The sequence below is a fragment of the Mesorhizobium sp. CC13 genome (assembly GCF_039907765.1).
Classification (GTDB): Bacteria; Pseudomonadota; Alphaproteobacteria; order Rhizobiales; family Rhizobiaceae; genus Aminobacter.
On the sequence record NZ_JARDJI010000002.1, the window covers coordinates 77,349 to 101,191 of the forward strand.

Genomic DNA, 23,843 nt, shown 5'->3' on the forward strand with positions numbered 1-23,843 from the left:
TGAGGCGATCGATTTCCCCGTGGACATTGCTGCCATCTGCAGCCTTCTTGGCGAGGCGCGACGAGTGCCTGAGGCAAGTGGCCGCCGCTCAGCCCATCAATGCGGCAATGCGAGCCGGATCGGGCTCGCGGGCGAGATCGAACATCTCGGCGTGAAAGCCGCCTAGCCTTCCCTTGTCCTTGAGGGCGATCGGGAAGTTGTGCTTGCGGCAGGGCACGCCAATCCTGCGGCTTGCGGGGGCGATCGCGGCGAGCATGGCCGCGTGGTCGACGTCTTCGCGACAGCCCGTGCTGTAGAGGAGATAGCTGGGCGTCTGCAGCGGCGAACGACAGTTGCACAGCGCATCAAACGCGCCGACCCGCAGGCCCTTCGCCATCGATCCGGGATGCCAGGTAAACCTGCCGCCGACGCTGATCGCCCGGTCCGCGGCCATGAGGTTGCCGGCTCGTATGGCGGGAAATCCGCCCATGCTGGTGCCGTAGGTCGTGATCGACCGGTAGCCGCGCCGGAGGGCCAGGTCGCCGACGCGCAATGCGAGATCATGCAGCGACGAGGCAAACCCCTCGATGCCGCCGTCGAAGAATTCGCGCCGGGGATCGGCAAGCTGCAGGAAATCGTGCCCGGCATCGTCCAGGTCCTGGAGGAACAGCGACGCGCCCATCATGATGAAGCCATGCTTGGTGGTGAAGCCGACGACCAGATTGGGGGCGCCGCGCGCGGCCGAGTAGAGATTGACGTTGGCTGCGATTTCGGTGCGCGCAAAGCGGGTCAACGGCGGTTCGGCCGAGTTCATCAGGCCGAAACGGACGAGATTCTTCGATATGCCGCGCGGCAGCCTCAACCCAAGGCCGGGGGAGGCCGCCTCGGCCGCGACCTCGGAGGCGGATCGCCTGCGGAACCTAAACACGCGCGGCCGAGATGAGCGCCGCGAGTTCGCCGACATTGGCGCAGCCGTTGACAGCTTCCTCGTCGAGCAGGACGCCGAAGCGCTCTTCAAGGCCCATGACGTATTCCATGACGGTGAGGCTGTCGACGTCGAAGGAATCTATCGGATCGGACAGTATCTGCGCATCCGAAATGCCGGTGCCGTGGCTCGAGCTGTTCAGGCCGGCGATGTCGCGGAACATCTCGACGCAGGCACGGCGAATTTCTTCAGTCATGGATGCTCACTCGCGCATGTTCGGGGAAGCTGAAGGCGTAGTCTCCGGTCCTCATGCTGATTGCACCGATGGTGAAATGCCGTGCGTTGGCCGCCAATGCCTTGATCAGGCTGCGCCAGATAGCGAGGGTCGCCGGCTTTCCCAGGCAGAGGTGGCGTCCCTTGCCGAACAGCAGATCGGCCTCATCTTCGGAGACGTGATAGGCGGTCGCGTCGATCATCAGCCGGACGCGCTGCCCCTTGCGCACGGCGAGGCCGCCGATTTCCAGGTCCTCGGTGGCTACCCTCTCGATGAAGGGGACGCCGGTCGAGGGCAGATCGTCGGGGTAGGCGATTTCATCCAGGCGCTTGCCGGGGTTGCGCGACAGTGTGTGCCACAATGACAGCGCGATCGAGCCGATGAGGGCGTCGTTGCCGAGGATGTTCATGGCGACGGCGATCTCCGGCGTCGTCGGTAGCCGGGCCTGCTGCCCGGCAAAAGCGCGTGTCATGGCTGCCACCTGCTCATTCACGCCCTTGCGCCGGTTGAGGCTCATGGTCATGTCGAAGACCTGCGAGACATTCATGTGCTCGACGAGTTCGGATTGCGCCAGGCCGAACCAGAGCGAGAACAATCTGTCGAAGACCGGCATGGCCACGTCGTGCACCAGATCGACTTCGCGTCCGGCGGTGAAGGTTTCGCTTGCCAGCGCCGCGATGAAGTCTTCGATGGCACGCAGCTTGCCGCGCGAATCCGCGCCTATGACCGACGCGACCTGTCCGCGGAGATGGCGGTGATGGTCGCCCTCGTTGGCCAGCGGCACGTGATGCAGTGCGGCAATGCTGGCGTCGAAATCTATCGCGGTGCGGTCCGCTATCTGTCGGTAATGGTCGGCAAAAGCGATGACCTTGAAACGATCAGACCGAAATATCTCCGCGATGAGGTCCTTGTCGAAAACACAGACGCATCTCAGCTGTTCGTCGAAACGAAACGGCTGCATTGCTCTATATGCATCAGCTCTTTCAGGGTCGTGATGAATTTTAAGCATTGGCTACTGCCGGGCATGCATTTCATCCCTCGTAGCGGATTCAATTTGGTGGCTCAAGCTTGTTCGCGTATTTCGTGCATGAGCTTTCACGAATTCAGCGGAAAGTTGGTATTCAAATGCATGAAGGCCGATGATGATGGCCATGCGAAACCGATTCCGAAATTGCAGGCCATGCGCTAGACGTCAGTAGGATTGTGCAGGCGGTATTGCATTGACCGCACGAGAATTGGACGGACAGTATTTCATGCATCGCGTCATCATCAGCGGCATCGGCGTCGAAATCCCCGAGGCCTCTATCAGCAACGACGAACTGGTCGACAGCTTCAACGCCTGGGTCGAAACCGAGAATGTGAAGCGCGCGGCGACCGGGCAGGAGCCGCTGGCGAAGTCCGACAGTGATTTCATCGTCTATGCCTCGGGCGTGAAGCAACGCCATGTGCATACGCTCGACGGCATCCTCGATCCGGAACGCATGGCGCCACGCATTCCGGCGCGCGCCGACGACGCACTTTCGGTGGAAGCGGAGTTCGGGGTCGCATCGGCGCGCAAGGCGCTCGACCATGCGGGGCTGACCGGTGCCGACATCGATATGGTGATCTGCGCGGCCTCGCACCAGCAGCGGCCCTATCCGGCGATCTCGATCGAGATCCAGAAGGAACTCGGCATCGAGGGTGCGGCCTTCGACATGAATCTCGGCTGCTCCTCGGCGGCGGCGGCCCTGCACGTCGCCAACAATCTGGTGCGCGCGGGCGGACAGAAGCGCGTGCTGATCGTCACGCCCGAGATCATCACAGGCCATCTCAATTTCCGCGACCGCCAGACGCATTTCATCTTCGGTGACGCCTCGGTGGCGCTGGTGGTCGAGGCGCTCGGGCCAAAGGAGACGCGGCCGGGCCGCTTCGAGATCCTCGACACGCGCAACTGGACGCAGTTCTCCAACAACATCCGCACCAATTTCGGCTTCCTTTTGAGGGCAGGGCAGGAAAGCACCTCCGTCGTCGAGATGGAGGGCAACATGATCAAGCAGGTCGGCAACAAGGTGTTCAAGGAGGTGACGCACGCGGCGCACCGCTTCATCACCGCCTTCCTCGCCGACCACGGCATGACGCCGTCGGACGTGCGCCGCTACTGGCTGCACCAGGCGAACGCGCGCATGAATGCGATGATCCTGAAGCTGGCGCTCGGCCACGAGGCCGACCAGGACACCGCGCCCATGGTGCTCGAACGGCTGGGCAACACGGCCGCCGCCGGCGCCATCGTCGCGCTCAAGGAAAACCACCAGGACATGAAGGCGGGCGACCACGGGCTGATCTGCGCCTTCGGTGCGGGCTATTCGATCGGCGGCGCGCTGGTCAGGATGATGTAGCGATCAAAGCCGGTGATGTGAAGGATCAGGCTTTTTGTCTGGATTTTCCGGAGGATGCGGGCCAAAGCTGCGGTCCGAAACCGAGAGGCGAAAGATGCTCGATCCGACGATGCACCGCGAAGGCGAAGCCGAAATCCTGCCGGGCAGGAAGCTCACCGCGCAAGTCGCCGGCGTCTATACGGCGCCGCTCGATCACTTCGTCACCCAGGCGGTGGAGACGTTGCCGCTGAGCTTCGAGGGCATCGAAGGCGACTACCACGCCGGCCACACGCGCCGCTCGGGCGGGCGCGAGCCCTGGTATCCGCGCGGCACCGAGATGCGCAACGAGCGGCAATTGTCGATCGTCGCGCCCGACGAGTTGGCCATGATCGCCGAGCGCATGGGGCTCGCCGAGGTCCGGCCGGAGTGGATCGGGGCCAATCTCCTGCTCGACGGCGTGCCGATGCTGTCGATGCTGCCTGCGGGCACGATGCTGTTCTTCAAGGGCGGCGTGACCCTCAAGATCGACGGCCAGAACGCGCCCTGCCGGCTCTCCGGACGCTCGGTTGCCGAGCACGGGCGCATGGCCGACCAGGATGCCGGCTCGCTGCTGTTCCCTAAGGTGGCTCGCCGCCTGCGCGGGCTGGTCGCCTGGGTGGAGAAGCCGGGCGTGATCAGCGCCGGCGAGGAGGTCATCGTGCGCGTGCCGGAGCAGTGGATCTACAGGGCTTAGTTCAAGCCCCGGTTTGCAGCCGGAGAGGGGCAGCCTCACTTCCCGTACAGGTATTGTTCGTTGGAAGGGGCGTTGGCAAGTGCGAGCAGGCAATGGGCGGCCAGACCGAAGGCGACATGCAGGCCGCTCACCTTTCGGCGCGTCTGCCTGCCGGATGCCTCGGAAGGCGGCTAGGATTTCTCCCCTGAGACGACGCGGTCCGCGGCGGCTTCCGCCCGGCACAGCCGCATGAAGGCCCATGCGAGCAGCGACAGGACTCCGAGCATGATGGCGGCGTTGGAGATGTATTTCATCACGTAGGACGGATTGCCGAGGGGTTCGACGACAAAGGAGAAGGCGGCATTGACCACGAGGGCCGCGCCAGCCGCCGCCAGCACGTGCCTTTGCGTCCAGGCCGCCCGGGCGGAAAAATGGAGCAGCAGCGCCCCGGCGAGGAGCAGCGCCGCTGCGGCCAGGACGATCCCGGACCAGGTCGGTGCCGATAGCGTTTGCACGGTCAGGGCTGCCAACGCGAGCAAGCCGATGAAGAAGGGTCGCGGGACCGAGCCGGCTGCGAGGCTGGAGCGCCGCGGAATTGCGAAGGCGGCGACGGCAAGCAGCAAAGCGATCGCCGCCGTGGCCGCCATTTGCGTTTGCGTCGCCATGAACTGCTCGGTCTCGAGATGATCGTTGAAGACGAGGGCGGCCGCGATCAGGTAGAGGGCCACCATCACGGCCATGCCAGGCCTGCCGAGCCAGGGGCGGCGGGCAAGCCCGGGCACGCAGGATTCGACCACGGCGATCGGCGCGGCGAAGCTCCAGATGATGTGCCCGCCGACGAAGTCCAGCACATGGTTGGCGCTTACCCCGAGGCTTTGAACAAGCGTAGGCTGCCGTTCGGCGTCCCAGTAGGGAATATCGACCTCGCCGCCATATTCGGGATTGAACAGGCTCTGGTCGATCAGCCCCGCCTGGAGCAGCCCGAAGGCGCTGCCGAGCAGCAGGATCGACGGCCAGCCCCGCCCGGCCCGCCGCGCGAATTCCCGGATGAGTACCGCGACGGCTCCGTATAGTGGCCCGAGGACAAGCAGACCCGCGAGCATCTCCAGGGGGTTGCCGATGCTCTCGGCGTAGCCGATCAAATATTCGGCGCAGATCGGAGACAGAAAGAACAGGCCGACGACCGCCGGCAGGCGCTGCATCCGCGGCGGGCTGGTGGGATCGGGCATCGGAAGCTCCATGGCCGCTTGCCATTAATAGAGTGATTGCTCTATTAATGGCCATGGCGCCTTGGGCTGTCAATGGATACATCTGGACCCAATGCGAACCGTCGACCCCGAAAAACATGCCCTGAGGCGGGCAAACATCGTCGCTGCCGCTGCCGGGGAGTTCGCCGCCAACGGCGTGGACGGCACCTCGACCGCGGCGATCTGCAGGCGTGCCGGAATCGGTTCGGGCACGCTGTTCCATTACTTCCCGACCAAGCGCGACATCTTCCACGCCGTGTTCAGCGACGATTTCGAGCGCAGTGCCGCAATCTACGAGGAAGCGGTGACCGCATTTCGGGCGGAGGCAGGCCTTGAGCTGCTGGTGGATCACCTCGTGGTCAGCTTGGCGGACCCGCTGGCGCCCGGCCTGATGGCGGCCGCGGTGCTGCAGGCCTATCGCGACGAGGAGTTCGGCCGCCTGCTCGCAGGCGACGAAGCCAGGTTGAGGGCCGCCTTGACCCGCCTGCTGGAGCGGATGGCCGCCGACGGGCGCCGGCTGGCGTTCGGTCCGGACCGGACGGCCCGCTGGATACAGCGGCTGTTCGATGCGAGTTTCCTGGCGACCGGCGATCGTGATTACGATCCGAGCGCTCAGGCTACTGAACTGAGAAAGACCGTCGACTGGCTGACGGGTCGCCAAGGGTCTTGATGGGCAGGGATGGCGCCGGTCGAGTGATCGGCCTCCGACCGCCAGCAGGCTGGCCGAAGATACGCGGCGCTTCCGGTGGCCTGCTACACGTCCTCGTCGTCGGCATCGAGCAGACGGGTGGCGCGCCAGCGGGTGAGGGTGGCGTTGATCTGGTCGACGACGAAGAAGCGGGCGGAATCGCGGTCGTAGCCCTCGGACAACAGCTTCTCGTAGTCGGTATGAGCGTGGCGGACATGGGCGACGGTGGCGAGCCAGACGGCGATCGACGGCGGCAGCGTCTTCATGTGCACGGCGAGCGCATCGGCGCGGATGACCTCGGTGTCGGCGTAAGGCGCGAGCGGCAGCAGCGCGGTCAGCGACTTGGCCACGGCGCGCTGGCGGCCGGTGGGGGCTGCCATGCTCAGGCTTCCTTGGTCGGGCGCGTGGCGTCGGGGAAGGCGTCGACCGAGGCGAAATAGGGCTTCAGGTCGATGACAGGCGTGCCGTCGAGCGCATCGATGGCGTCGAGCTCGATCGTGCCCGCCTCGACGTCGAGCGACACGATGCGGGCGACATGCAGGCCGACCGGGTTCGGCCGGGCCGGCGAGCGAAGGGCGAAAACACCTTTGGCTTCAGTGGCATGGCGCGGCTTCTGGACAATCAGATTCCGCGGCGCCTGCGCAAACCAGCTGAGGACCACGACATGGCTGAAGCCGCCGAGACCGGCGAGGCCGGCGCGATAGGGCACCTCGACCAGCACCGTCGCGCCGCCGCCCCTTTCGCGCGCGGCATCCATGTTCTTGGGGCAGTCCTCGCGCCGCTTCCACGGCGAGCGGATATGGCCGATGAAGGCCAGGCGGGCGTCGTTCGCCTCGGAGGCCGGATCGCCCGCAAGTGCGACTTCGCCCTCGCGCTGCTCGAACATCTGCATGATGACCTCCCACGGCCGCGCCATTTTCTTGCCCGCATGCGACATTGGGCGTTGCAATCGCTCTCTGCGTCACATAAAGATATGTTTATGTCTTTTGGCAAGAGATAAGCCGATGCACGTGACGCTCGATACGATGGTAGATACCTTGAAGGCGGCCGCCGAATCCAGCCGCCTGCGCATCCTGACGCTGCTTTCCCGCGGCGACCTGACGGTGTCCGATCTTACCGAGATCCTCGGCCAGTCGCAGCCGCGCGTATCGCGTCATCTCAAGCTGCTGCTCGAGGCGGGGCTGATCGACCGCTACCAGGAGGGGTCCTGGGCGTTCTTTCGGCTTTCGGACGCGGATCAGGAGCGGGGTTTCGTGCAGGGGCTGGTCGCCGGCATCGACAGGGGCGACGGCCAGGTCACGCGCGACCTGGAGCGGCTCGACGACGTCAAGCGCCGGCGCCAGGAGAGGGCGGCGCACTATTTCAGCGCCAATGCGGCGAGCTGGGACGAGATCCGTTCTCTGCACGCGCCGGACCGTGCGGTCGAGGCTGCCCTGCTCAAGCTCGTCGGCAAGCGGCCGTTCCAGTCGATGCTCGACCTCGGCACCGGCACCGGCCGTCTGCTCGAGATCTTCGCGCCGCTCTACCGCCGGGGCGTCGGAATCGATATGTCGCGCGAGATGCTGACGGTCGCCCGCGCCAATCTCGACAAGGCCGGCATCGCCAACGCGCAGGTGCGCCAGGGCGACATCTTCTCGCCGCCGGTCGAGCGCGACGCCTTCGACCTCGTCACCATCCACCAGGTGCTGCACTATCTCGACGACCCGGCCCGCGCCATCCAGGAGGCGGCTCGCCTGCTGCGCCCAGCGGGGCGGCTGGTGATCGTCGATTTCGCCCCGCATGGGCTCGATTTCCTGCGCTCCGAGCACGCGCACCAGCGCCTCGGCTTCTCCGACCGGCAGATGGCCGACTGGCTGGCGGAGGCCGGCCTGGAGCTCGAGGAGACGCAGGAGTTCGAGCCGCGCAGCTCGGCCAAGGCGAGCCTGACGGTGAAGCTCTGGCTGGCGCGCGACAAGCGCCTTCTGATCGCCGACCCCAATCCTGAAATCCAAGCCGCGAGGGAAACCGCCTGATGAACCAGTACAATCTTTCCAGGCGTTCCGACATCGGCAACAAGATCCGCGTTTCCTTCGAGTTCTTCCCGCCCAAGAACGACGACATGGAGGCACGCCTCTGGGACACCGTGACCCGGCTCGAGCCACTCAGGCCGCAGTTCGTGTCGGTGACCTACGGCGCCGGCGGCACGACGCGCGAGCGCACCGCCCGCACCGTCAAGCGCATCCTCGACGAAACGACGCTGACGCCTGCTGCGCACATGACCTGCGTGGACGCCACCCGCGAGCAGGTGGACCAGGTGATCGCCGAGTTCGCGGCGATGGGTGTGAGCCGCTTCGTGGCGCTGCGCGGCGACCCGGCCGAGGGCGTGGGCGCGGCCTACCAGCCGCATCCCGGCGGCTATGCCAACGGCGCCGAGCTCGTGGGCGCGCTGAAGGCCCAGGGCGACTTCGACATCTCGGTGTCGGCCTATCCGGAAAAGCATCCCGAGAGCCCCGACTTCGCCACCGATTTCGACATGCTCAAGCGCAAGGTCGACAACGGCGCGACGCGCGCCATCACCCAGTTCTTCTTCGACAACGACCTCTACGAGCGCTACGTCGAGCGCGCCCGCAAGGCCGGCATCTACATTCCGATCGTACCGGGCGTGCTGCCGGTCCACAGCTTCACCCAGGTGGCCAACTTCTCGGCCCGCTGCGGCGCGCATGTGCCGAAGTGGATCGCCGAGCGCTTCGAGGGGCTGGACAAGGACCCGCAGACGCATGCGCTGGTGGCGTCGGCGGTGGCGGTCGAACAGGTGCTGGATCTCGTCGAGCGCGGCGTCAACGATTTCCACTTCTACACCATGAACCGGGCCGACCTGGTGGTCGCGGTGTGCCACATGATCGGCATCCGCCCGCAGACGGTGGTGCAGGGCTCGGCCGCGGCCTGAGGGCGCGACCCCGAATCAAAAAGGCCGGGAGGGTGATCCCGGCCTTTTCGAAGCTTCCACCTTGGAGGTGTCATCGTCTTCCGCCGTCGAGCGGCCTTATGGAAGAACTCCAACAATCAGCGCGGCTATGAAGGCAAAGGCCGCGCAAATCATGAGTGCATTGATTGACCTAGTCAGTCCCATGCATAGCCTCCTCTTTGCAAGCCACAGGGCGGAATCTAGGGTCATTTCGGCCACACACAAGAAAAAAATGTGCTGCATTGCGACAGGATTATGAGAAAAACGACAAATTTTTTCCGCTTAGCCTTTGGATTTGTTCGGTAAATACGGCGGTTACGGTTGTGGAGAAATTGTGGCTAATCGATTAGCCATGCCGGTGCCGCGCGTCCTGTCGGACGCGCAAAAGGCCCCGCAGCAATTTTGATTTGTGCCTGATCGGGGTCATGCACCCGCCGCCTGGCGGCGCCTGAACAGGCGTCCGTCGATGGTGACCAGCCCCAGCGCGATCAGCGCCATGCCGCCCATCTCGAACAGCTCCAGCCGTTCGCCGAGGAACGTCACCGACAGCAGCATGGCGCTCGCGGGCACGATCAGCGTCACCAGCGAGGTGTTGGTGGCGCCGGCCGAGGCGACCAGCTTGAAGAACAGGATGTAGGCGAAGGCGGTGGCCACCAGGGCAAGCGCCAGCGTGGCGAGCCAGGCACCGGCGCTGGCCGCGAACAGGTTCGTGGTGCCGTAGGTCGCGAGCACGACGGGGATCATGATGATGGTGGATGCAGTCATCTGGCCGGTGGCGATGATCGCCGGCGGAACGCCGCGCAGCCGGCGGGCGACCATCAGCGCAAGCGCGTAGGACAGCGAGGCGCCGACGAGCGCGAACTTGGCCCAGACCGGCCCGCCGAGGCCGGCGACGACGCCCGGGCCGACCATGACGGCGGTGCCGGCGACGCCGAGCGCGGTGCCGGCAAGCTTGTTCCAGTTGAGCTTCTCGTCGCTGGTGAAGGCGTTGGCCAGGATCAGCGTCCAGAACGGGGTGGTGGCGTTGAGGACCGAGGCGAGTCCGGCGCCGATCTCGGTCTGGCCGACGGTGATCAGCGAAAACGGGACGACGTTGTTGAGCAGCGCCAGGAAGAACAGGATGCCGGCGTGGGGCAGGGCCAGCCGGAAGGACGGACCGCGCAGGAGCAGGAAGAGGTGGAGGGCTGCTCCGGCGATCAGCACCCGGAACATCACCAGCTTGAGCGGCGGGATCTCGGGGACTGCGATGGCGACGCAGAAGAACGACCCGCCCCAGATCATTCCCAACAGCAGCAGCCTTGCCCAGTCGCGCGCGCTCATGCCGAATCCCTTCTTCGCTTCGTCACATTCGACCGCTAAGCGCGTTTCACCGGTAGGGCCACCCGATTCCAACAGCCTGACGCAACACTCCTGCCAAACGCATCGGTCAGATCTGCTCAGGTTGCATCGCGGTTCGCTTGGGTTAGATTCCAGCCGGCAGACGAGGAGCTTCCATGCAGCGATTCGAGAATGCACGCGAGGCAGCCCTCGCTCTCCGCCCCGACGCCCCGGTCTATTGCTTCCGGCCGGAAGTGCTGAAGACGGATGCCAAAGCCTTCATGGAGATGTTTCCGGGCAAGACCGCCTATGCGGTGAAGACCAACGGCGAACTGATCGTGCTCAAGGCGCTGGTCGAGGCCGGGGTGACCGCCTTCGACGTCGCCTCTCCGGGCGAGTTCGCCGCGGTGCGCGAGGTCTCGAAGGACGCCGAGATGCTCTATATGCATCCGGTCAAGGCGCAGTCGGACATCAGGCTGGCGCTCGAGACCTACGGCATCCGCGTCATCTCGGTCGACCACGAGGACGAGATCAACAAGCTGAACCGCGTGGTGCGCGCGCTCGACATCGACCCGGGCGCGATCTCGGTGTTCGTGCGGGTGCAGACCAAGGGCTCGGCGGCCTATGAATTGTCGAAGAAATTCGGGGCGGGGCCGGCCAATGCGGTCGAACTGGCCGAGCGGCTGAACCGCAACGGCTACAAGGTCGGCCTGTGCTTCCACGTCGGCAGCCAGATCGAGGACCCCGACACCTACGAGCGGGCGCTGGCTTCGGTCGACTGGGTGCGCAACCGGGTGAGCTTCGACCTCGCCGGCCTCGACGTCGGCGGCGGATTTCCGGCCGAATACGGCCACGACCCGAACAGCCGCAAGCCGGCCATGCCGTCGATCGGGCAGATCATGTCGCGCTTCGGCGCCGACCTGAAGGAATACGGCTTCGACGAGATGCCGCTGGTGGCGGAGCCCGGCCGCGTGATCGTGGCGCGCTGCCTGTCGCTGATCGTGCGCGTGCTGCTGCGCAAGGGGCGGCGGCTCTACATCAACGACGGCATCTGGGCATCGCTGTCGGATTCATGGACCGGCAAGATCACGCTGCCGGCGCGCTTCATCCCCGATCCGGCGATCCGCGCGCGCAACGGCGATGCCGGCAACATCGTGCCCTTCAAGGTGTGCGGGGCGACCTGCGATTCCGTCGACATCCTGTCTCGGCCGTTCTGGCTGCCCGAGACCATCGACACAGGCGACTGGATCGAGATCGGCCATATCGGCGCCTATTCGCTGTCGCTGCGGACGCGCTTCAACGGCTTCTATCCCGACACCTTCGTGGAGGTGACGACGCCGTTCGACGAGGGCGAGGCGCCGCAGGGATTTGCCAGCTTGGAGACGATGGCGGCGGAGTGAGGGACGTGGCGAATAGGGAATAGTGAGTAGTGAGTGGAGATTGATCAGATTGACGGCGCCTGCGCGCCATCGGTCCTTCACTGCTCACTGCTCACTGCTCACTGCTCACTGCTCACTGCTCACTCACAGATTTGCCAGCAGTTCCTGCGTCGGCCAGCCGTCGACCGGCAGCTTGAGACGCATCTGCTCCTGGCGGATGGCTTCGCGGGTGTTGGTGCCGAGGATGCCGTCGATGCCGCCGACGTCGTAGCCCTTGTCGGCGAGCTTCTGCTGCAGCGCCTTCATCGCCTCGCCGGTGAGGCCCGCATCCGGGTTGCCGAGGCCGAAGGCGGGCTGGCCGGCGAGCCGGGCGGCGAGGTGCGCGGCGGTCAAGGTGTAGGTGGCCGACTGGTTCCACTGAAGGTAGACGTCGTAATTGTCGTAGGCCAGGAAGGCCGGTCCCTTGCGGCCCATCGGCAGCACGACGCCGGCCTTCAGCCCGTTGTCACGGAGCGGGCTGCCGTCGCGGTTGGTGACGCCCATCTTCATCCATTCTGCGAGGGGCAGCTTGTTGGTCCGGCCGGTCACTTCCCAAGCCATCTCGGCGGGGACGCGAACCTCCTCGATCCAGGGCTGGCCGCGCTTCCAGCCGCGCGACTCGATCTTGCGCGCGGTGGTCAGGATGACGTCGGCGGGCGTATTGCGCAGGTCGACGACGCCGTCGCCGTCGGCGTCGACGCCGCGGGCGAGATAGTCGGACGGCAGGATCTGGGTCTGGCCGATCTCGCCGGCCCAGGCGCCCTTGACGTCGGCCGGAAGCACCCCGCGGTCGATCAGCGTGAGCAGCGGCACGACCTGCGGCCTGAACAGGCCGGGGCGGCGGCAGTCGTGCGCCAGCGTGACGAGCGCGTTCAGCGAGTTGAAATCGCCCTGGACCGCGCCGAAGTCGGTCTCCAGCGCCCAGAAGGCGGCGACCACAGGGCCGGGCACGCCGTAGTCCTGCTCGCCCTTGGCGAAGTACTGGGCATATTTCTGCAGGTTGGCGGCGCCGTTCTTGAGCCGATAGCCACTGATCATGCGGTCGGAGAACTGCGCGAAAGTCTGCGAGAAGACGCCCTGGGAACGGTCGCGCTCCAGCACCTTCGGATCGAGCGTTGCTGAGTCAAGCGCGGCAAGACCCTTCTCGCCGACGCCTGCGGCGCGCGCCTCGTTGGCAAGGTTCTGCTTCCAGGTGGCGAAGTCGTCGCCGCATTCCTGGGCAAGTGCCGGCAGTGCGGTGGCGGTGACGAGGAGGGCGGCGAAGGCGTTGCTGAGCAGTTTCATGGGCAGAGGTCTCTTGCTTTGCCTGGCAGGTCCGGATTCATGCCCGCGCCAGATGGCGAAAAGCAGGCAGAACGGCAGGCTGGATGGCTTGGCCGGACTTCTACAGGAGCGGGGCCGGGTCCGCACTCCCTCTTGTTGTCGCATCTGCCATGCGAAATGTGGTGAGCAGGGCGGACTGGACGCCCCGCGCGCCTATCGCGTGTTCGCGGCGAGCCACTTCTTCCAGGCCTGCTCGCTGCCGTTGAAGACGTTGATGTCGGCGTTGCCGCTTATGCCGGGCACGACGCCGGTGCCGGTGTACTGCCAGAAGGTGAAGGGGTGGTCGCCGTATTTCTGGGTCGGATGGCCGGCAACGGAGCGCAGCCAGTAGGGATAGCCGCGGAAGGTCGAGAGGTCGTTGTCGTCGAAGAAGTCGACCGAGGTGTAGATGATCGGCTTCTTGCCGTAATACTTCTCGACGATGTCGAGGAATGTCTTCATCTCGCTGCGCACGGTGGCCGCGGGCGGCCTGAGCTTGCAGGACGGCGAATCCGGGTTCCACTCCATGTCGAGGATGGGCGGCAGCGCCGAGGCCTCGTTGGGCACGTTCTGGATGAACCAGCGCGCCTGCTCGGCCGCCGGGCGGCAGAAATAGTAGAAGTGATAGGCGCCGCGCGGCACGCCGGCTGCCCTTGTGGCACGCCAGTGCTCGGCGAAATAGTCGTCGATGCGGTCGCCGCCTTCCGTCGCCTTGATGAAGGCGAACGAGATGCCGCTGCCCCTGGCGGTCTGCCAGTCGATCGAGGTCTGGTATTTCGAGACGTCGGTGCCGTGGATGGCGTAGGTCCAGGGTGCGCCGCTGTCCCACTGGTGCGGATCGCTGTCGCTGAAGCGCGGATTCTTGATCGTGCCGCCGGCGAGCGTGGACGATTTGCCGGAAGGCGCCAGGGACAGGGTGTCAGCGGTCGAACAGGCGCCGAGGAAGGCGAGCAGCAAAAGGACCGAAGGGCTGCGCATCACGTCTCCTTGGGACCGGCGCAACCGGTCGAACCACTGGCTTTTGGGGCTGGTCCTGGCGACCAATCAGATTTTCGCTGGATGGCGGTTCCCCACGAGACCGCATATCCCCTCCCTGTCTCGCCGATCATGGTTGATAAACCGTTGATCGTGCTCGACAGCCTTCGAGATTTGCGGAAGGAATGACGGCATTTCGATGGCGTGGGGGCGCGAGGGGGAGCGATGCGCATGGCAGGCAGGATAGCGCGGCGGCTCGCGGCTTTGCTGGGCCTGGCGGCGGCGGGGCTCTTCGGCTGGCTCTACTTCGCCCCGCCGGAGCTGATCCGGGTCGGGTCCGGCTATGCCGCCAAGATCGTCTGCTCCAACGTCTTCATCGCCGGCCGCGACGCGGAACAAGTGCTGGCCGACGACGTGCAGGCGCCGGGACATCCGCTGCTCAGGCTGATGTCGGTCGATGTCGACGAAAGCGCCGGCACGGTGCGTGCCGGGCTCTTCGGGCTGTTCGGCAAGGGCCTCGCGATCGCCCAGGACGGGGCCGGATGCACGAACGTTCCGGATGGCGACGTTGCAGCGGCAAAGCTCGGACCGGTGCCGGTCGCGGCAGCACCCGACACGGACGCGCTGTGGCCCGAGGGCGAGCGGGCAGAGCCGTCGCAGGCGCCCGAGGTCGGTGCGGTCCTCGATGATGCCGGCCTGGTGGGCCCCGGGATGAGGGCGATCGTCGTGGTGAAGGACGGCCGGATCGTCGGCGAGCGCTACGGCGAGGGCTTCAGCCAGGCCACGCCGCTGCTCGGCTGGTCGATGACCAAGACGGTCACGGCCGCGATCATCGGCACGCTGGTGGGCGAGGGCAGGATGTCGGTCGACAAGACCGCGCTGTTCGAAGACTGGAAGGCCGACGGACGCGCCAGGATCAGCCTTGCCGACCTGATGGCGATGTCGAGCGGACTGGCCTTCAACGAGGACTACGGCGACGTCACCGACGTGACGCGCATGCTCTACCTCGAAACCGACATGGCGGGCTTCGCGGCGGCCAAGCCGCTCGCGGGCGAGGTCGGCAAGGCGTTTTCCTATTCCAGCGGCACGACGCTGCTCTTGTCGCGCCTGTGGCAGGAGGCGGTGGGCGATCCGGCGCGGGCGCTAGCCTGGCCGAGGGAAAAGCTGTTCGGGCCGGCGGGCATGAAGAGCGCGATCCTGGAGGCGGATGCGCGCGGCACCTTCGCCGGCTCGTCCTACATGTATGCCAGCGCGCATGACTGGGCACGCTTCGGCCAGTTGCTGCTGCAGGACGGCACTTGGGACGGGAACCGCATCCTGCCCGAGGGGTTCGTGGCGTGGATGCGCGAGGCGGCGCCCGCCTCGAACGGCGAATACGGCCGCGGCCAGCTGTGGCTGCGGGGACCGGAAGGCGGCTCGCCGCCCGGCGAAAATCCCGACACGGGCTTCGACCTGCCCGCGGACACCTTCTGGATGCAAGGCCATGACGGGCAGAGCGTGGCGATCGTGCCGTCGCAAGGGCTGGTGGTGGTGCGGATGGGGCTGACGCCGTCGACGCTGCACTACAAGCCGCAGGCGATGCTGGCGGCGCTGGTGGCGGCGCTCAATTAGCCCCTGGCCCGTCGACGACGACGAGCCAGGCATAGCCGCGGTAGAGCACCGAGAAGTGCGGGTTGCGTCCCAGGGCCAGCGCCTGGCGGCTGACCTCGGCAAGCAGCGTCTCGCGCGGGGAGACATGGAATTTCGCAAGCCAGCCGCGCAGGAGCGTTCGAAACCAACCCGGAAGCCGCTCCTGCTGGCCGAAATCGACGATGTGGAGGGAGCCGTCGGCGGCGTGCAGTGCTGCTGCCACCGCACGTTCCCAACCGGGGATCATCGACAGCGAATAGGAAACGAAGACACGGTCGAAGCCGCCGCGGCCGAACAGCGCCCTGGCGTCGAAGGCGGTGGCGTCGGCCTGGGCAAGCGTGATGCGGTCGGACAGACCGGCCCGGGCGATCGAGGCCCGGGCCGTCGCCAGCATCTCGGCGGAGATGTCGAGGCCGTAGAAATGCGCGTCGGGAAAGCGGCGGGCGGCAAGGATGAGGTTGCGGCCAGTGCCGCAGCCGAGCTCCAGCACGGTGCCGCCAGCCGGAGGGTCGAGTTCGACGATCATGCGGTCGCGGCCGAGCAGGTAGTATTTGCGCGTCAGGTCGTAGAAATGGCGCTGGTGCCGGTAGACCCGGTCCATGAGGCCGGAATGGCCGGACGAGAAGTCGGAGGCGCTCATGCGGGCCTCTTCACGTAGAGGTGGAAGCCGCCATAGATGGCCGAGCGGTCGCGGGCGGTGAAGTCGCGCGACCGCGCCTCTTCGTAGCTCCACTGGTCGAGAAGCGTGGGCGACAGCCGGCCGGGGAGCAGGCTCGGTTCGGCGGCGGTGCGGAAGATCACCCGGGCGCCCGGCGCCGCGGTACGGCTGATCTCGGTCCAGATGGCATTGAGCTGGGCGTCGCTCATCCAGTCCTGGGCGTCGAGAAGCACGAAGCGGTCGACGGATGCGGCCTCCCTGGCGGCGAGGTGCTCGGTGAAGTTGGCGTGGTGGACGGCGACGCGGTCGACGTTGCCGCGGATCGTCGCGTAGTTCGCCTGTTCGAGATAGGCGGGCAGGGCCGCCTCGCCAGGCTTCGGATAGCGCCGGGCGAAGGCCTGCCAGGCGAAATAGTTGTCCTCGAGCGGGAAGTCGCAGGCGAGCTTTTCGAGACGGGCCTTGAGCACGCCGGCCATGGAGCCCTCGCCCGAGGTCAGCAGCGAGTCGTACTGGGCGGGCGGAATGCCTAGGCCGAAGAGCGATGCCTTGCGCGACGTAACCCAGCGCAGCATGCGCCGCTCGAACACCGGGGCGAGCTGCTCGTCGAAGAAGCGGCGCTGCGCCTCGCGGCCGCCGGCAAGCATGATGCCGGACGGATCGACGCCGTAGAGCTTGGCGACGCCGTGGCCGGCGGCGATGAACACGCCAAGCAGGCCAGTGCGGTAGAAATTGCCGTCGAAGGTGGCGATGCGCCGCCGGCCGCGCCAGTCGCGGCGCTCCCAGTAGCTGCGGCTCGTGGCGTCGAGCTGGGGCGCGATGAAGCGGTCGTAGGCATGCGAATTGTGCGCGACGCCCGCCTCGCCGAAAAAGCGGAACAGGTCGGAATGGGAAGGCAGGTGGCGGACCGCCGCCAGCTTCATCCGGTTCAGGGCGATGTGGGCGGCGTTGAGGTCGACGGCGTCGATCCGTGCGGGCGAACGCGTCAGGTAGGCGAGGATGTTGCAGCCGCCCGAGGCGATGGTGACGATGCGGTGACCCTCCGAGAGCTGCATCGCCTCCATGTCGACTTCGGGGTCCTCCCATATCTGCGGGTAGACGAGGCCCGAAAAGAGCAAGGCGAAGAGCCGTTCCGAAATGCCGGCCTTGGAAAGCGGGCGGTTCTGGTAGACCGCCTTTCCGACTTTCCTGCCGCGACGAAAGACGAGTTCTCCGGAAACGTCGGTCATGGAAATGCGATTCCCCACTTCGTTGCTGGGCGCAGCGGGTAGCGCACCGGCATGACAGCGCGGTGACGGAGCAATGACGGCCACGCGACAGCCGGCCGGCGGGGCTATCAATGTGACAGGCGGTCACCGAACGTTATGAAACCGCTCGCCGGACGCCGCATTGTGTCTCCGACTGCCCGCCTGGCGGGCGTGTCACTGAAAGGAGAGATCATGAGGAACATCATTCTGGCGTCGGTCGCGGCGATCGCCCTTTTGGGCGTGGCCGCCTGCAGCGACACGGACAAGACCACCACGCAGAGCGTGGACCAGCCGCCGGCAACGACCGAGCAGCCGGCGCCGCAGACTGGCACCGGCGGCGCCATGCAGGGCAGCGAACCGACGCAGCCCAAGCCGGTGCAGCCGGATGCCTCCGGGCAATAGTCAGCGGTGGGTGGCAGGAAGGCCGGAGCTCAGTCTCCGGCCTTTTTCGTTCAGCGCGACACGCGGGCCCGCCGCCCCAGTGCCACGATGGCGATGACGCCGAGCGCGAACAACACGGTCTGCGCGCCGACATGTTCGCCAAGCAGGAAGGCGGAGATGGCAAGGGTGACGAAAGACTGCAGCAGCTGAACCTGGCTGACGCGGGCGATGCCGCCCATGCCGAGCCCGACGTTCCAGGCGAAGAAGCCGAGGAACATCGAACCGAAGCTCAGATAGAAGAACGCGAAGGTCTCGGCCGGCGACGCCTGGGTGAAGGCCCGGTCCCAGCTCCAGATCGCCGCGGGGATGGAGATCGGCGCGGTCAGGATCAGGGACCAGCAGATCACTTCCCAGCCGGGCATGTGGCGCGACAGTTTGCCCGAGACGACGTAGCCGAGGCTTGCCGAGAGGGCTGCGAGCAGGAGGAAGAGGTCGCCGAGGGTCAGCGTCATGCCGTTGTCGCGCATGGCGAAGGCTATCACCAGTGCCGCGCCTGATATCCCGCAGAGCCAGAAGAACGCCGACGGCCGCTCGCCGCCGATGATCGCGGCAAAGATGCTGGTGGTGAGCGGCAGGACGCCGAGCACGACACCGCCATGGGAAGCGGGCACGGTCTGCATGGCGATCGACGAGAAGATCGGGAAGCCGAAGACGAGCAGCAGGCCGGCAAGGAACAGCGCCGGCGCGTCTCGCCTGGGGAAGCGCTTGCGCAGCACCAAGAGCAGCGCCGCTGCCGCGATCGAGGCCATGGCGGCGCGGCCGTAGGTGATGAACCAGGGCGAAAAGGTGCCCAGCGCCACGCGTGTCGCCGGCAGGGTTCCGCCGAAGATGAACACCCCCAAAGCCCCCAGTGCGAGACCGATCGTCTCGCGCGAAACGGCGGGTGCCGGCGGGTTGGGATTGCGTGCGTCCATGGGCGTAATCGATAGCCGGGCCGGAGCGGCGCGTCGTGCGATTTCGGTTGGTCCAGAATTATGGTCCAGAGGCTGCCGGCACCCGTCGCCGACAAAGTTGCCGGGCGCGCAAGTTGGCATCTCGCCTTCGCGAGTGTTTCATCCTAAGAAGCTGGCCATGTCGATTTGGGACCGTCTCGGCGACTTTGTCGCGCGTATCTCGGCAACAGCAGCGAACGGCGTCGCAGACGTCGTGGAGGCCGTCCGGACCATCTTTTCGGGCGACGCCGAACTGCGCCGACGCGTGGCCTTCTCGGTGGCGATGATCGCGCTTTCGGCCAAGATGGCCAAGGCCGACGGCATCGTGTCGCAGGACGAGATTCGGGCCTTCTACGAGATATTCACGGTGCCGCCGAAGCATGCGCGCGACGTGGAGCGCCTCTACAACATCGCCCAGCAGGACGTGGCCGGCTACGAGATATACGCCCAGCGCATGGCGCGCCTGTGCGGCTCCGGCCATCCCAACTGCGGTATGCTGGAGGACATACTCGACGGGCTGTTCCACATCGCCAAGGCAGACGGGATGATGCACCAGCGCGAGGGGACGTTCCTGCACCACGTCTCGCAGATATTCCGCATCGAGGAGGCCCATTACCAGACCATCCTGGCGCGCCATCTCGACCTCGGCGAAACCGATCCCTATCGCGTCCTCGGCATCGAGCGGGGACAGCCGTTCGAGGACGTGCGCAAGCACTATCGCAAACTCGTCGCCAACAATCATCCGGACCGGCTGATCGCACGCGGACTGCCCGAGGAATTCATCCGCATCGCCACCACGCGCATCGCCGCCATCAACGCGGCCTACGAGATGATCGAAAAGGGGCTCCGGCACGTATGAGCGGTTTTTCGCCCGATCATCGGCACGCCGACGTGCGCGTCTCGCCCAATTTCGGGCCGCGCCGCGAGGGCGTCAAACCCGACATGATCGTGCTGCACTACACCGGCATGGAGACGGGGGCGGGCGCCGAAGCCTGGCTGTGCGACCCGGTTAGCGAAGTCTCCTCGCATTATCTCGTCCACGAGGACGGGCGCATCGTCCAGATGGTCCGGGAAGGCGACCGCGCCTGGCATGCCGGCAAGAGCTCCTGGGGCGGCCAGTCCGACATCAACTCCTGCTCGATCGGCATCGAGATCGTCAATCCGGGCCATGCCTTCGGCTACCCGGCCTTTCCGAAGCGCCAGATCGGCGCCGTCATCGAACTCTGCCGCGGCATCATCGCGCGCCACGAGGTCGCGCCGCAGCGCGTGCTGGCTCATTCGGACGTGGCGCTCGGCCGCAAGATCGACCCCGGCGAGAAGTTCCCGTGGCGCGCGCTGTTCGAAGCCGGCGTAGGGCATTGGGTCGCACCTTCGCCGCGCGACGGGCGCGCCGGCCTGAAACCGGGCGATGCCGGAGAGACGGTGGAGGAGCTGCAGTCGATGCTCGCGCTCTACGGCTACGGGGTCGAGATCACCGGCCGGTTCGACGATCTGACCGAGACCACGGTGCAGGCATTTCAACGACATTTCCGGACGCGCTGCGTCGACGGCGTTGCCGACGCCTCGACGCTGTCGACGCTCAGGCGGCTGATCGCCGAGCTTCCCGAAGGCCTTGACCAATAAAGCGATGTGATTCGCATAGTTACATATTGTAACCTAATGTGACTTGCCGCGCCTTTTTTCCCGCCAGTTCGCCCGGCAAATGCATCGCCGTGCAAGGCGCCGGGCAAATCCTGCCAATGCTCCGAAGAGAGCCCCCGGCGTTTAGGAAGGGATGCTGCGCGATATTGTTCGCGCGGCCTGTCGAGAACAAGGATAACATGAAGAATTTGACCGTTGTTGCGGTGGCATTAGCCGCCGGCCTGACTTCTTTTGCCGCTCACGCCCAGGAAGGCGCTGTCAGGGCCTCCAAGACGATCATCGAACAGACCGCCAAGAACAAGAACGTCAAGGCCGAACCCAAGAAGGCCGACGATTGCCCCTATCTGTTCGGCTGCTCGAAGAAGGCTGAGATCGATACGTTCACCACGGCGTCGATTGGCGGCAAGGGCGCCAAGACCGTCAAGGAGCAGGCCGCCAAGTCCGCCAAGGCCACCAAGTCCACCGCCCCTGGCAAGCCGTATGGCGAGATCGTCGCCCGCTACGCCTCGGCCTACGGTGTGCCGGTATCGCTCGCCCATGCCGTCATCAGCGTGGAGAGCAACTACCGCCCGAACACGCGCGGCAGGGCCGGCGAGATCGGGCTGATGCAGATCAAGCCGGCGACGGCGCGCATGATGGGCTACAGCGGCTCCGCCAAGGGGCTCTTCAACCCCGAGACCAACATCAAGTTCGGCATGCTGTATCTGGCCAAGGCGCACGAACTGAGCGGCGGCGCCACCTGTGGCACGATCCTCAAGTACAATGCCGGCCACGGCGCCAAGCGCATGAACCCGATCTCGGCCGCCTACTGCAAGAAGGTCCAGTCCCGCCTGGCCGGTGCCTGATGGAAAGCAGCCAAGGCTGAGGCGCGCGAAGCGCCGACGTTTTTGGTTGCGTTTTCCGGCGCAAATCCCTTTATACGCCTTGCCAGCTGGCCGGGCGGCCGCACCTGCGAAGCCGAAAGGCTGCAGGTGAGGAAAGTCCGGGCTCCATGGAGACACGGTGCCGGTTAATGGCCGGCGGGGGCGACCCCAGGGAAAGTGCCACAGAAAGCAAACCGCCGCGGTTTCCGCGGCAAGGGTGAAAGGGTGGGGTAAGAGCCCACCGCGCGACTGGCAACAGGAGCGGCACGGTAAACCCCACCGGGAGCAAAACCGAATAGGGGCGGTGCGAGGGGCAACCCTCAGGGCTGTTTCCGGCCTGCCGCCCGGGTTGGTTGCGTGAGGCGTGCAGCAATGCCCGTCCAAGAAGAATGGCCGCCACGTTCCCGTGCCGCGAGGCGCGGGGGCCATACAGAACCCGGCTTACAGGCCAGCTGGCGCTGCCTGTTTTCCAACTTGGCCGCGCAAGCGAATTGTCCTGCGGGCACCAGGTGTTGCGACATGTCGGCGGATGCCCCGCCGCCTGCCATGCGGGCCCGGGCGCTTGAAGGCGGTACGATTTATTCGTACCATCCCGCTCCGATCACCAGGAGCGCGGCATGGGCCACATCGACAAGCGCAGCATCACGCTTTCGCCCGAGCTGGCGGCCGCCGTCGACGGTGCCGTCGAGGCCGGCGAATACGCCTCCGCAAGCGAGGTGATCCGCGACGCGCTCAGGCTCTGGAAGGAGCGGCGCGAACTCTATGGCTATACGCTCGAGGAGCTTCGCGCGCTGGTGCGGGAGGGCATCGACAGCGGGCCGGGACAATTCGACACGATGGATCAGCTCAAGGCTGAAGCGCGCAAGCGACTAGCTCAAATCAGATCTTGAGGCAGGCAGGTGCGCATCAGACGGACCGTTTCGAGCTGCGGTGGAATGCCTTGGCGCATCATCCGTCACTCGGCCGGACATGCAGCGACATAGCCGAAGGCGTCCGGTGTCTTGGAGAGGGCGAATATCTGATCTTCTATCGCGTGGCGGAAGAGGGTGTGGATATCCTTCGCGTGCTGCACGGCCGCCGCAACATTACCGGCGACGACCTATCGCCCTGATCGCTCACCCGCCGATCCTGTCCAGCGACGCTTTCATCGCCGCCCAAAGCTCCTCCACCGGCTCGCAGCCGACGGAAAGCCTGACGAAGCCGGGCGTCACCGCATCGCCGCGGCGCAGGCGACGCTCGGCGACGGTGTGCACGCCGCCGAAAGAGGTGGCGGCGTGCATCAGCTCGCAGCCGTTGATGAAGTCCTCAGCCTTCTGCTCCGAGCCCAGGTCGAAGCTGATGAGGAAGCCGAAGCGCTCCATCTGGGCGCGGGCGAGGTTGTGGGACGGGTCGCCCTCGAGGCCGGGGAAGCGCAGGCCGCTCACGGCGGGGTGGGCCTTGAGCCGCGGGGCGAGAGCTTCGGCCGAGGAGCACATGCGGTCGAAGCGCAGTTCCAGCGTCTCGAGCCCGCGATGCACCAGCCAGGCCTCGAACGGGCCGGGGATGCCGCCGGCATTCTGCCGCCATTCGGTCACGGCTGCGATGACACCGGGATGGCGGCTCGCGACATGGCCGAACAGCACGTCGGAATGGCCGTTCGGCGCCTTGGTGTCGGCGGCAACGACGACGTCGGCGCCGAGGTCGAGCGGGCGCTGGCCGAAGGGCGTCATCGTGGTGTTGTCGACGACGAGCAGGCCGCCCGCCCGGTGCACCGCCTCGGCCACGGCCCTGATGTCGCAGATGTCGAGCGTGGGGTTCGACGGGCTTTCGAGGAAGACCAGGCGATAGCCTTCGAAGCCGCCGTCGAGGAATGACGATGTCGGCCTGACGTTGGTGGAGACGCCGAAAGCGCCGAGGAAGCGCTCCGCCATCAGGCGGGTCGTGTGGTAGCCGTCGGACGGCAGCAGGATCCGGTCGCCTGCCTTCAGCAGGGCGAAGAACGTCGCCGAGATCGCGCCCATGCCCGAGGGGAAGGCCACGCAGGGTGCGGCTTCGAGGTGGCCGAGCATCTCCTCCACCGCCGCCCAGTTGGGATTGCTGAAGCGGCCGTACTGGTTGAAGCCCGTCGCATCGCCCGGCGAATGGTAGATGGCGGCCATGGTGAGCGGGAGTGGGATGGGGTCGCCCTTCGACAACCCGGAGCGCCGGAGATGGGCAAGAGACGCGGCGCGCTTCTTCATCGTCTCGGTCATGGTCTGCGCATCTCCCCGAAGCATTTCCTGCATTGCCGAGGCTAGGGCGCAGGTCGGCGCCAAGCAAGG

At 66.0% G+C, this 23,843-nt stretch carries 26 protein-coding genes and 1 other RNA gene; 14 read left to right on the forward strand and 13 right to left on the reverse strand.

Annotation, left to right across the window (positions count from 1 at the left end; genetic code table 11):
* Nucleotides 1-88: 88 nt before the first annotated feature.
* The 3 genes from PV773_RS03385 to PV773_RS03395 are packed head-to-tail and all read right to left on the reverse strand — an operon-like array spanning nucleotide 89 to nucleotide 1,701.
* A complete protein-coding gene (locus PV773_RS03385; protein WP_347964995.1) occupies nucleotides 89-907 on the reverse strand; it encodes a hypothetical protein in 819 nt (272 codons plus the stop codon).
* The gene (locus PV773_RS03390) at nucleotides 900-1,160 is read right to left on the reverse strand and encodes an acyl carrier protein (protein ID WP_347964996.1); all 261 of its coding nucleotides are present in this window, start codon (nucleotides 1,158-1,160) and stop codon (nucleotides 900-902) included. Before PV773_RS03390 ends, PV773_RS03385 begins: the two co-directional genes overlap by 8 nt.
* Nucleotides 1,153-1,701: a hypothetical protein gene (locus PV773_RS03395; RefSeq protein WP_347964997.1), complete on the reverse strand. Its 549-nt coding sequence runs from the start codon at nucleotides 1,699-1,701 to the stop codon at nucleotides 1,153-1,155. The genes PV773_RS03390 and PV773_RS03395 overlap by 8 nt, the downstream gene beginning before the upstream one ends.
* 24 nt (nucleotides 1,702-1,725) lie before the next feature.
* Here PV773_RS03395 and PV773_RS03400 point away from each other — a divergent pair, with 24 nt between their 5' ends.
* The 3 genes from PV773_RS03400 (at nucleotide 1,726) to PV773_RS03410 (ending at nucleotide 4,265) form a co-directional block, all read left to right on the forward strand.
* Nucleotides 1,726-2,367 carry a hypothetical protein gene (locus tag PV773_RS03400; RefSeq protein WP_347964998.1) on the forward strand — a complete coding sequence of 214 codons (642 nt, stop codon included), beginning with the start codon at nucleotides 1,726-1,728 and terminating at the stop codon, nucleotides 2,365-2,367.
* A 64-nt stretch (nucleotides 2,368-2,431) separates the two neighbouring features.
* Nucleotides 2,432-3,553, forward strand: coding sequence for a beta-ketoacyl-ACP synthase III (locus PV773_RS03405; protein ID WP_347964999.1), 1,122 nt, complete (start codon nucleotides 2,432-2,434; stop codon nucleotides 3,551-3,553).
* Nucleotides 3,554-3,647: 94 nt separating this feature from the next.
* Complete coding sequence (locus tag PV773_RS03410) at nucleotides 3,648-4,265, forward strand: molybdenum cofactor sulfurase (protein ID WP_347965000.1); 618 nt, start codon at nucleotides 3,648-3,650, stop codon at nucleotides 4,263-4,265.
* A gap of 170 nt (nucleotides 4,266-4,435) precedes the next feature.
* Here the strand turns inward: PV773_RS03410 and PV773_RS03415 are convergent, their stop codons facing one another.
* Nucleotides 4,436-5,473 carry a hypothetical protein gene (locus PV773_RS03415; RefSeq protein ID WP_347965001.1) on the reverse strand — a complete coding sequence of 346 codons (1,038 nt, stop codon included), beginning with the start codon at nucleotides 5,471-5,473 and terminating at the stop codon, nucleotides 4,436-4,438.
* Nucleotides 5,474-5,564: 91 nt separating this feature from the next.
* Here PV773_RS03415 and PV773_RS03420 point away from each other — a divergent pair, with 91 nt between their 5' ends.
* Nucleotides 5,565-6,161, forward strand: coding sequence for a TetR/AcrR family transcriptional regulator (locus PV773_RS03420; protein WP_347965002.1), 597 nt, complete (start codon nucleotides 5,565-5,567; stop codon nucleotides 6,159-6,161).
* Between the two features lie 83 nt (nucleotides 6,162-6,244).
* On the opposite strand, the gene PV773_RS03425 is transcribed toward PV773_RS03420, so the two are convergent.
* Nucleotides 6,245-6,559, reverse strand: coding sequence for a DUF2293 domain-containing protein (locus tag PV773_RS03425; RefSeq protein WP_340038714.1), 315 nt, complete (start codon nucleotides 6,557-6,559; stop codon nucleotides 6,245-6,247).
* A 2-nt stretch (nucleotides 6,560-6,561) separates the two neighbouring features.
* Nucleotides 6,562-7,065, reverse strand: coding sequence for a tRNA (N6-threonylcarbamoyladenosine(37)-N6)-methyltransferase TrmO (gene tsaA / locus PV773_RS03430; protein WP_347965418.1), 504 nt, complete (start codon nucleotides 7,063-7,065; stop codon nucleotides 6,562-6,564).
* Between the two features lie 118 nt (nucleotides 7,066-7,183).
* Here tsaA and PV773_RS03435 point away from each other — a divergent pair, with 118 nt between their 5' ends.
* Both PV773_RS03435 and metF read left to right on the forward strand, forming a co-directional pair.
* Nucleotides 7,184-8,191, forward strand: coding sequence for a metalloregulator ArsR/SmtB family transcription factor (locus PV773_RS03435; RefSeq protein ID WP_347965003.1), 1,008 nt, complete (start codon nucleotides 7,184-7,186; stop codon nucleotides 8,189-8,191).
* The gene (metF, locus tag PV773_RS03440; protein ID WP_347965004.1) at nucleotides 8,191-9,105 is read left to right on the forward strand and encodes a methylenetetrahydrofolate reductase [NAD(P)H]; all 915 of its coding nucleotides are present in this window, start codon (nucleotides 8,191-8,193) and stop codon (nucleotides 9,103-9,105) included. Before PV773_RS03435 ends, metF begins: the two co-directional genes overlap by 1 nt.
* Nucleotides 9,106-9,546: 441 nt before the next feature.
* On the opposite strand, the gene PV773_RS03445 is transcribed toward metF, so the two are convergent.
* The gene (locus PV773_RS03445; protein WP_347965005.1) at nucleotides 9,547-10,443 is read right to left on the reverse strand and encodes a DMT family transporter; all 897 of its coding nucleotides are present in this window, start codon (nucleotides 10,441-10,443) and stop codon (nucleotides 9,547-9,549) included.
* 173 nt (nucleotides 10,444-10,616) lie between these two features.
* Here PV773_RS03445 and PV773_RS03450 point away from each other — a divergent pair, with 173 nt between their 5' ends.
* Nucleotides 10,617-11,840, forward strand: coding sequence for an alanine racemase (locus tag PV773_RS03450; protein ID WP_347965006.1), 1,224 nt, complete (start codon nucleotides 10,617-10,619; stop codon nucleotides 11,838-11,840).
* A 123-nt stretch (nucleotides 11,841-11,963) separates the two neighbouring features.
* Here PV773_RS03450 and PV773_RS03455 read toward each other — a convergent pair whose 3' ends face one another.
* Together PV773_RS03455 and PV773_RS03460 are read right to left on the reverse strand one after the other, a co-directional pair.
* Entirely contained in the window at nucleotides 11,964-13,142 is a 1,179-nt protein-coding gene (locus PV773_RS03455; protein ID WP_347965007.1) for a lytic murein transglycosylase, read from the reverse strand.
* Nucleotides 13,143-13,334: 192 nt separating this feature from the next.
* The gene (locus tag PV773_RS03460; RefSeq protein ID WP_347965008.1) at nucleotides 13,335-14,138 is read right to left on the reverse strand and encodes a GH25 family lysozyme; all 804 of its coding nucleotides are present in this window, start codon (nucleotides 14,136-14,138) and stop codon (nucleotides 13,335-13,337) included.
* A 222-nt stretch (nucleotides 14,139-14,360) separates the two neighbouring features.
* Between PV773_RS03460 and PV773_RS03465 the strand changes: the two genes are divergently transcribed.
* Nucleotides 14,361-15,746, forward strand: a complete 1,386-nt coding sequence (locus tag PV773_RS03465; protein ID WP_347965009.1) for a serine hydrolase — start codon at nucleotides 14,361-14,363, stop codon at nucleotides 15,744-15,746.
* Here PV773_RS03465 and PV773_RS03470 read toward each other — a convergent pair.
* Nucleotides 15,739-16,404, reverse strand: coding sequence for a class I SAM-dependent methyltransferase (locus PV773_RS03470; RefSeq protein ID WP_347965010.1), 666 nt, complete (start codon nucleotides 16,402-16,404; stop codon nucleotides 15,739-15,741). The genes PV773_RS03465 and PV773_RS03470 overlap by 8 nt on opposite strands.
* A complete protein-coding gene (locus tag PV773_RS03475) occupies nucleotides 16,401-17,648 on the reverse strand; it encodes a DUF3419 family protein (protein ID WP_347965011.1) in 1,248 nt (415 codons plus the stop codon). The genes PV773_RS03470 and PV773_RS03475 overlap by 4 nt, the downstream gene beginning before the upstream one ends.
* 210 nt (nucleotides 17,649-17,858) lie before the next feature.
* Here PV773_RS03475 and PV773_RS03480 point away from each other — a divergent pair, with 210 nt between their 5' ends.
* Nucleotides 17,859-18,068: a hypothetical protein gene (locus PV773_RS03480; protein WP_347965012.1), complete on the forward strand. Its 210-nt coding sequence runs from the start codon at nucleotides 17,859-17,861 to the stop codon at nucleotides 18,066-18,068.
* Between the two features lie 50 nt (nucleotides 18,069-18,118).
* On the opposite strand, the gene PV773_RS03485 is transcribed toward PV773_RS03480, so the two are convergent.
* Nucleotides 18,119-19,021, reverse strand: coding sequence for a DMT family transporter (locus PV773_RS03485; protein WP_347965013.1), 903 nt, complete (start codon nucleotides 19,019-19,021; stop codon nucleotides 18,119-18,121).
* 157 nt (nucleotides 19,022-19,178) lie between these two features.
* Here PV773_RS03485 and PV773_RS03490 point away from each other — a divergent pair, with 157 nt between their 5' ends.
* From PV773_RS03490 to PV773_RS03510, 5 genes are all read left to right on the forward strand, one after another.
* Nucleotides 19,179-19,898 (forward strand): DnaJ family molecular chaperone, encoded by a 720-nt coding sequence (locus PV773_RS03490; RefSeq protein ID WP_347965014.1) that lies wholly within the window; start codon nucleotides 19,179-19,181, stop codon nucleotides 19,896-19,898.
* Nucleotides 19,895-20,662 (forward strand): N-acetylmuramoyl-L-alanine amidase, encoded by a 768-nt coding sequence (locus tag PV773_RS03495; protein ID WP_347965015.1) that lies wholly within the window; start codon nucleotides 19,895-19,897, stop codon nucleotides 20,660-20,662. Before PV773_RS03490 ends, PV773_RS03495 begins: the two co-directional genes overlap by 4 nt.
* Before the next feature lie 197 nt (nucleotides 20,663-20,859).
* Nucleotides 20,860-21,525, forward strand: a complete 666-nt coding sequence (locus PV773_RS03500; protein ID WP_347965016.1) for a transglycosylase SLT domain-containing protein — start codon at nucleotides 20,860-20,862, stop codon at nucleotides 21,523-21,525.
* Nucleotides 21,526-21,607: 82 nt separating this feature from the next.
* Nucleotides 21,608-22,003: RNase P RNA component class A (gene rnpB, locus PV773_RS03505), an RNA gene on the forward strand.
* Between the two features lie 157 nt (nucleotides 22,004-22,160).
* Nucleotides 22,161-22,433 carry a type II toxin-antitoxin system ParD family antitoxin gene (locus tag PV773_RS03510; RefSeq protein WP_347965017.1) on the forward strand — a complete coding sequence of 91 codons (273 nt, stop codon included), beginning with the start codon at nucleotides 22,161-22,163 and terminating at the stop codon, nucleotides 22,431-22,433.
* 225 nt (nucleotides 22,434-22,658) lie between these two features.
* On the opposite strand, the gene PV773_RS03515 is transcribed toward PV773_RS03510, so the two are convergent.
* The gene (locus tag PV773_RS03515) at nucleotides 22,659-23,774 is read right to left on the reverse strand and encodes a cystathionine gamma-lyase (protein WP_347965018.1); all 1,116 of its coding nucleotides are present in this window, start codon (nucleotides 23,772-23,774) and stop codon (nucleotides 22,659-22,661) included.
* Nucleotides 23,775-23,843 lie beyond the last annotated feature (69 nt).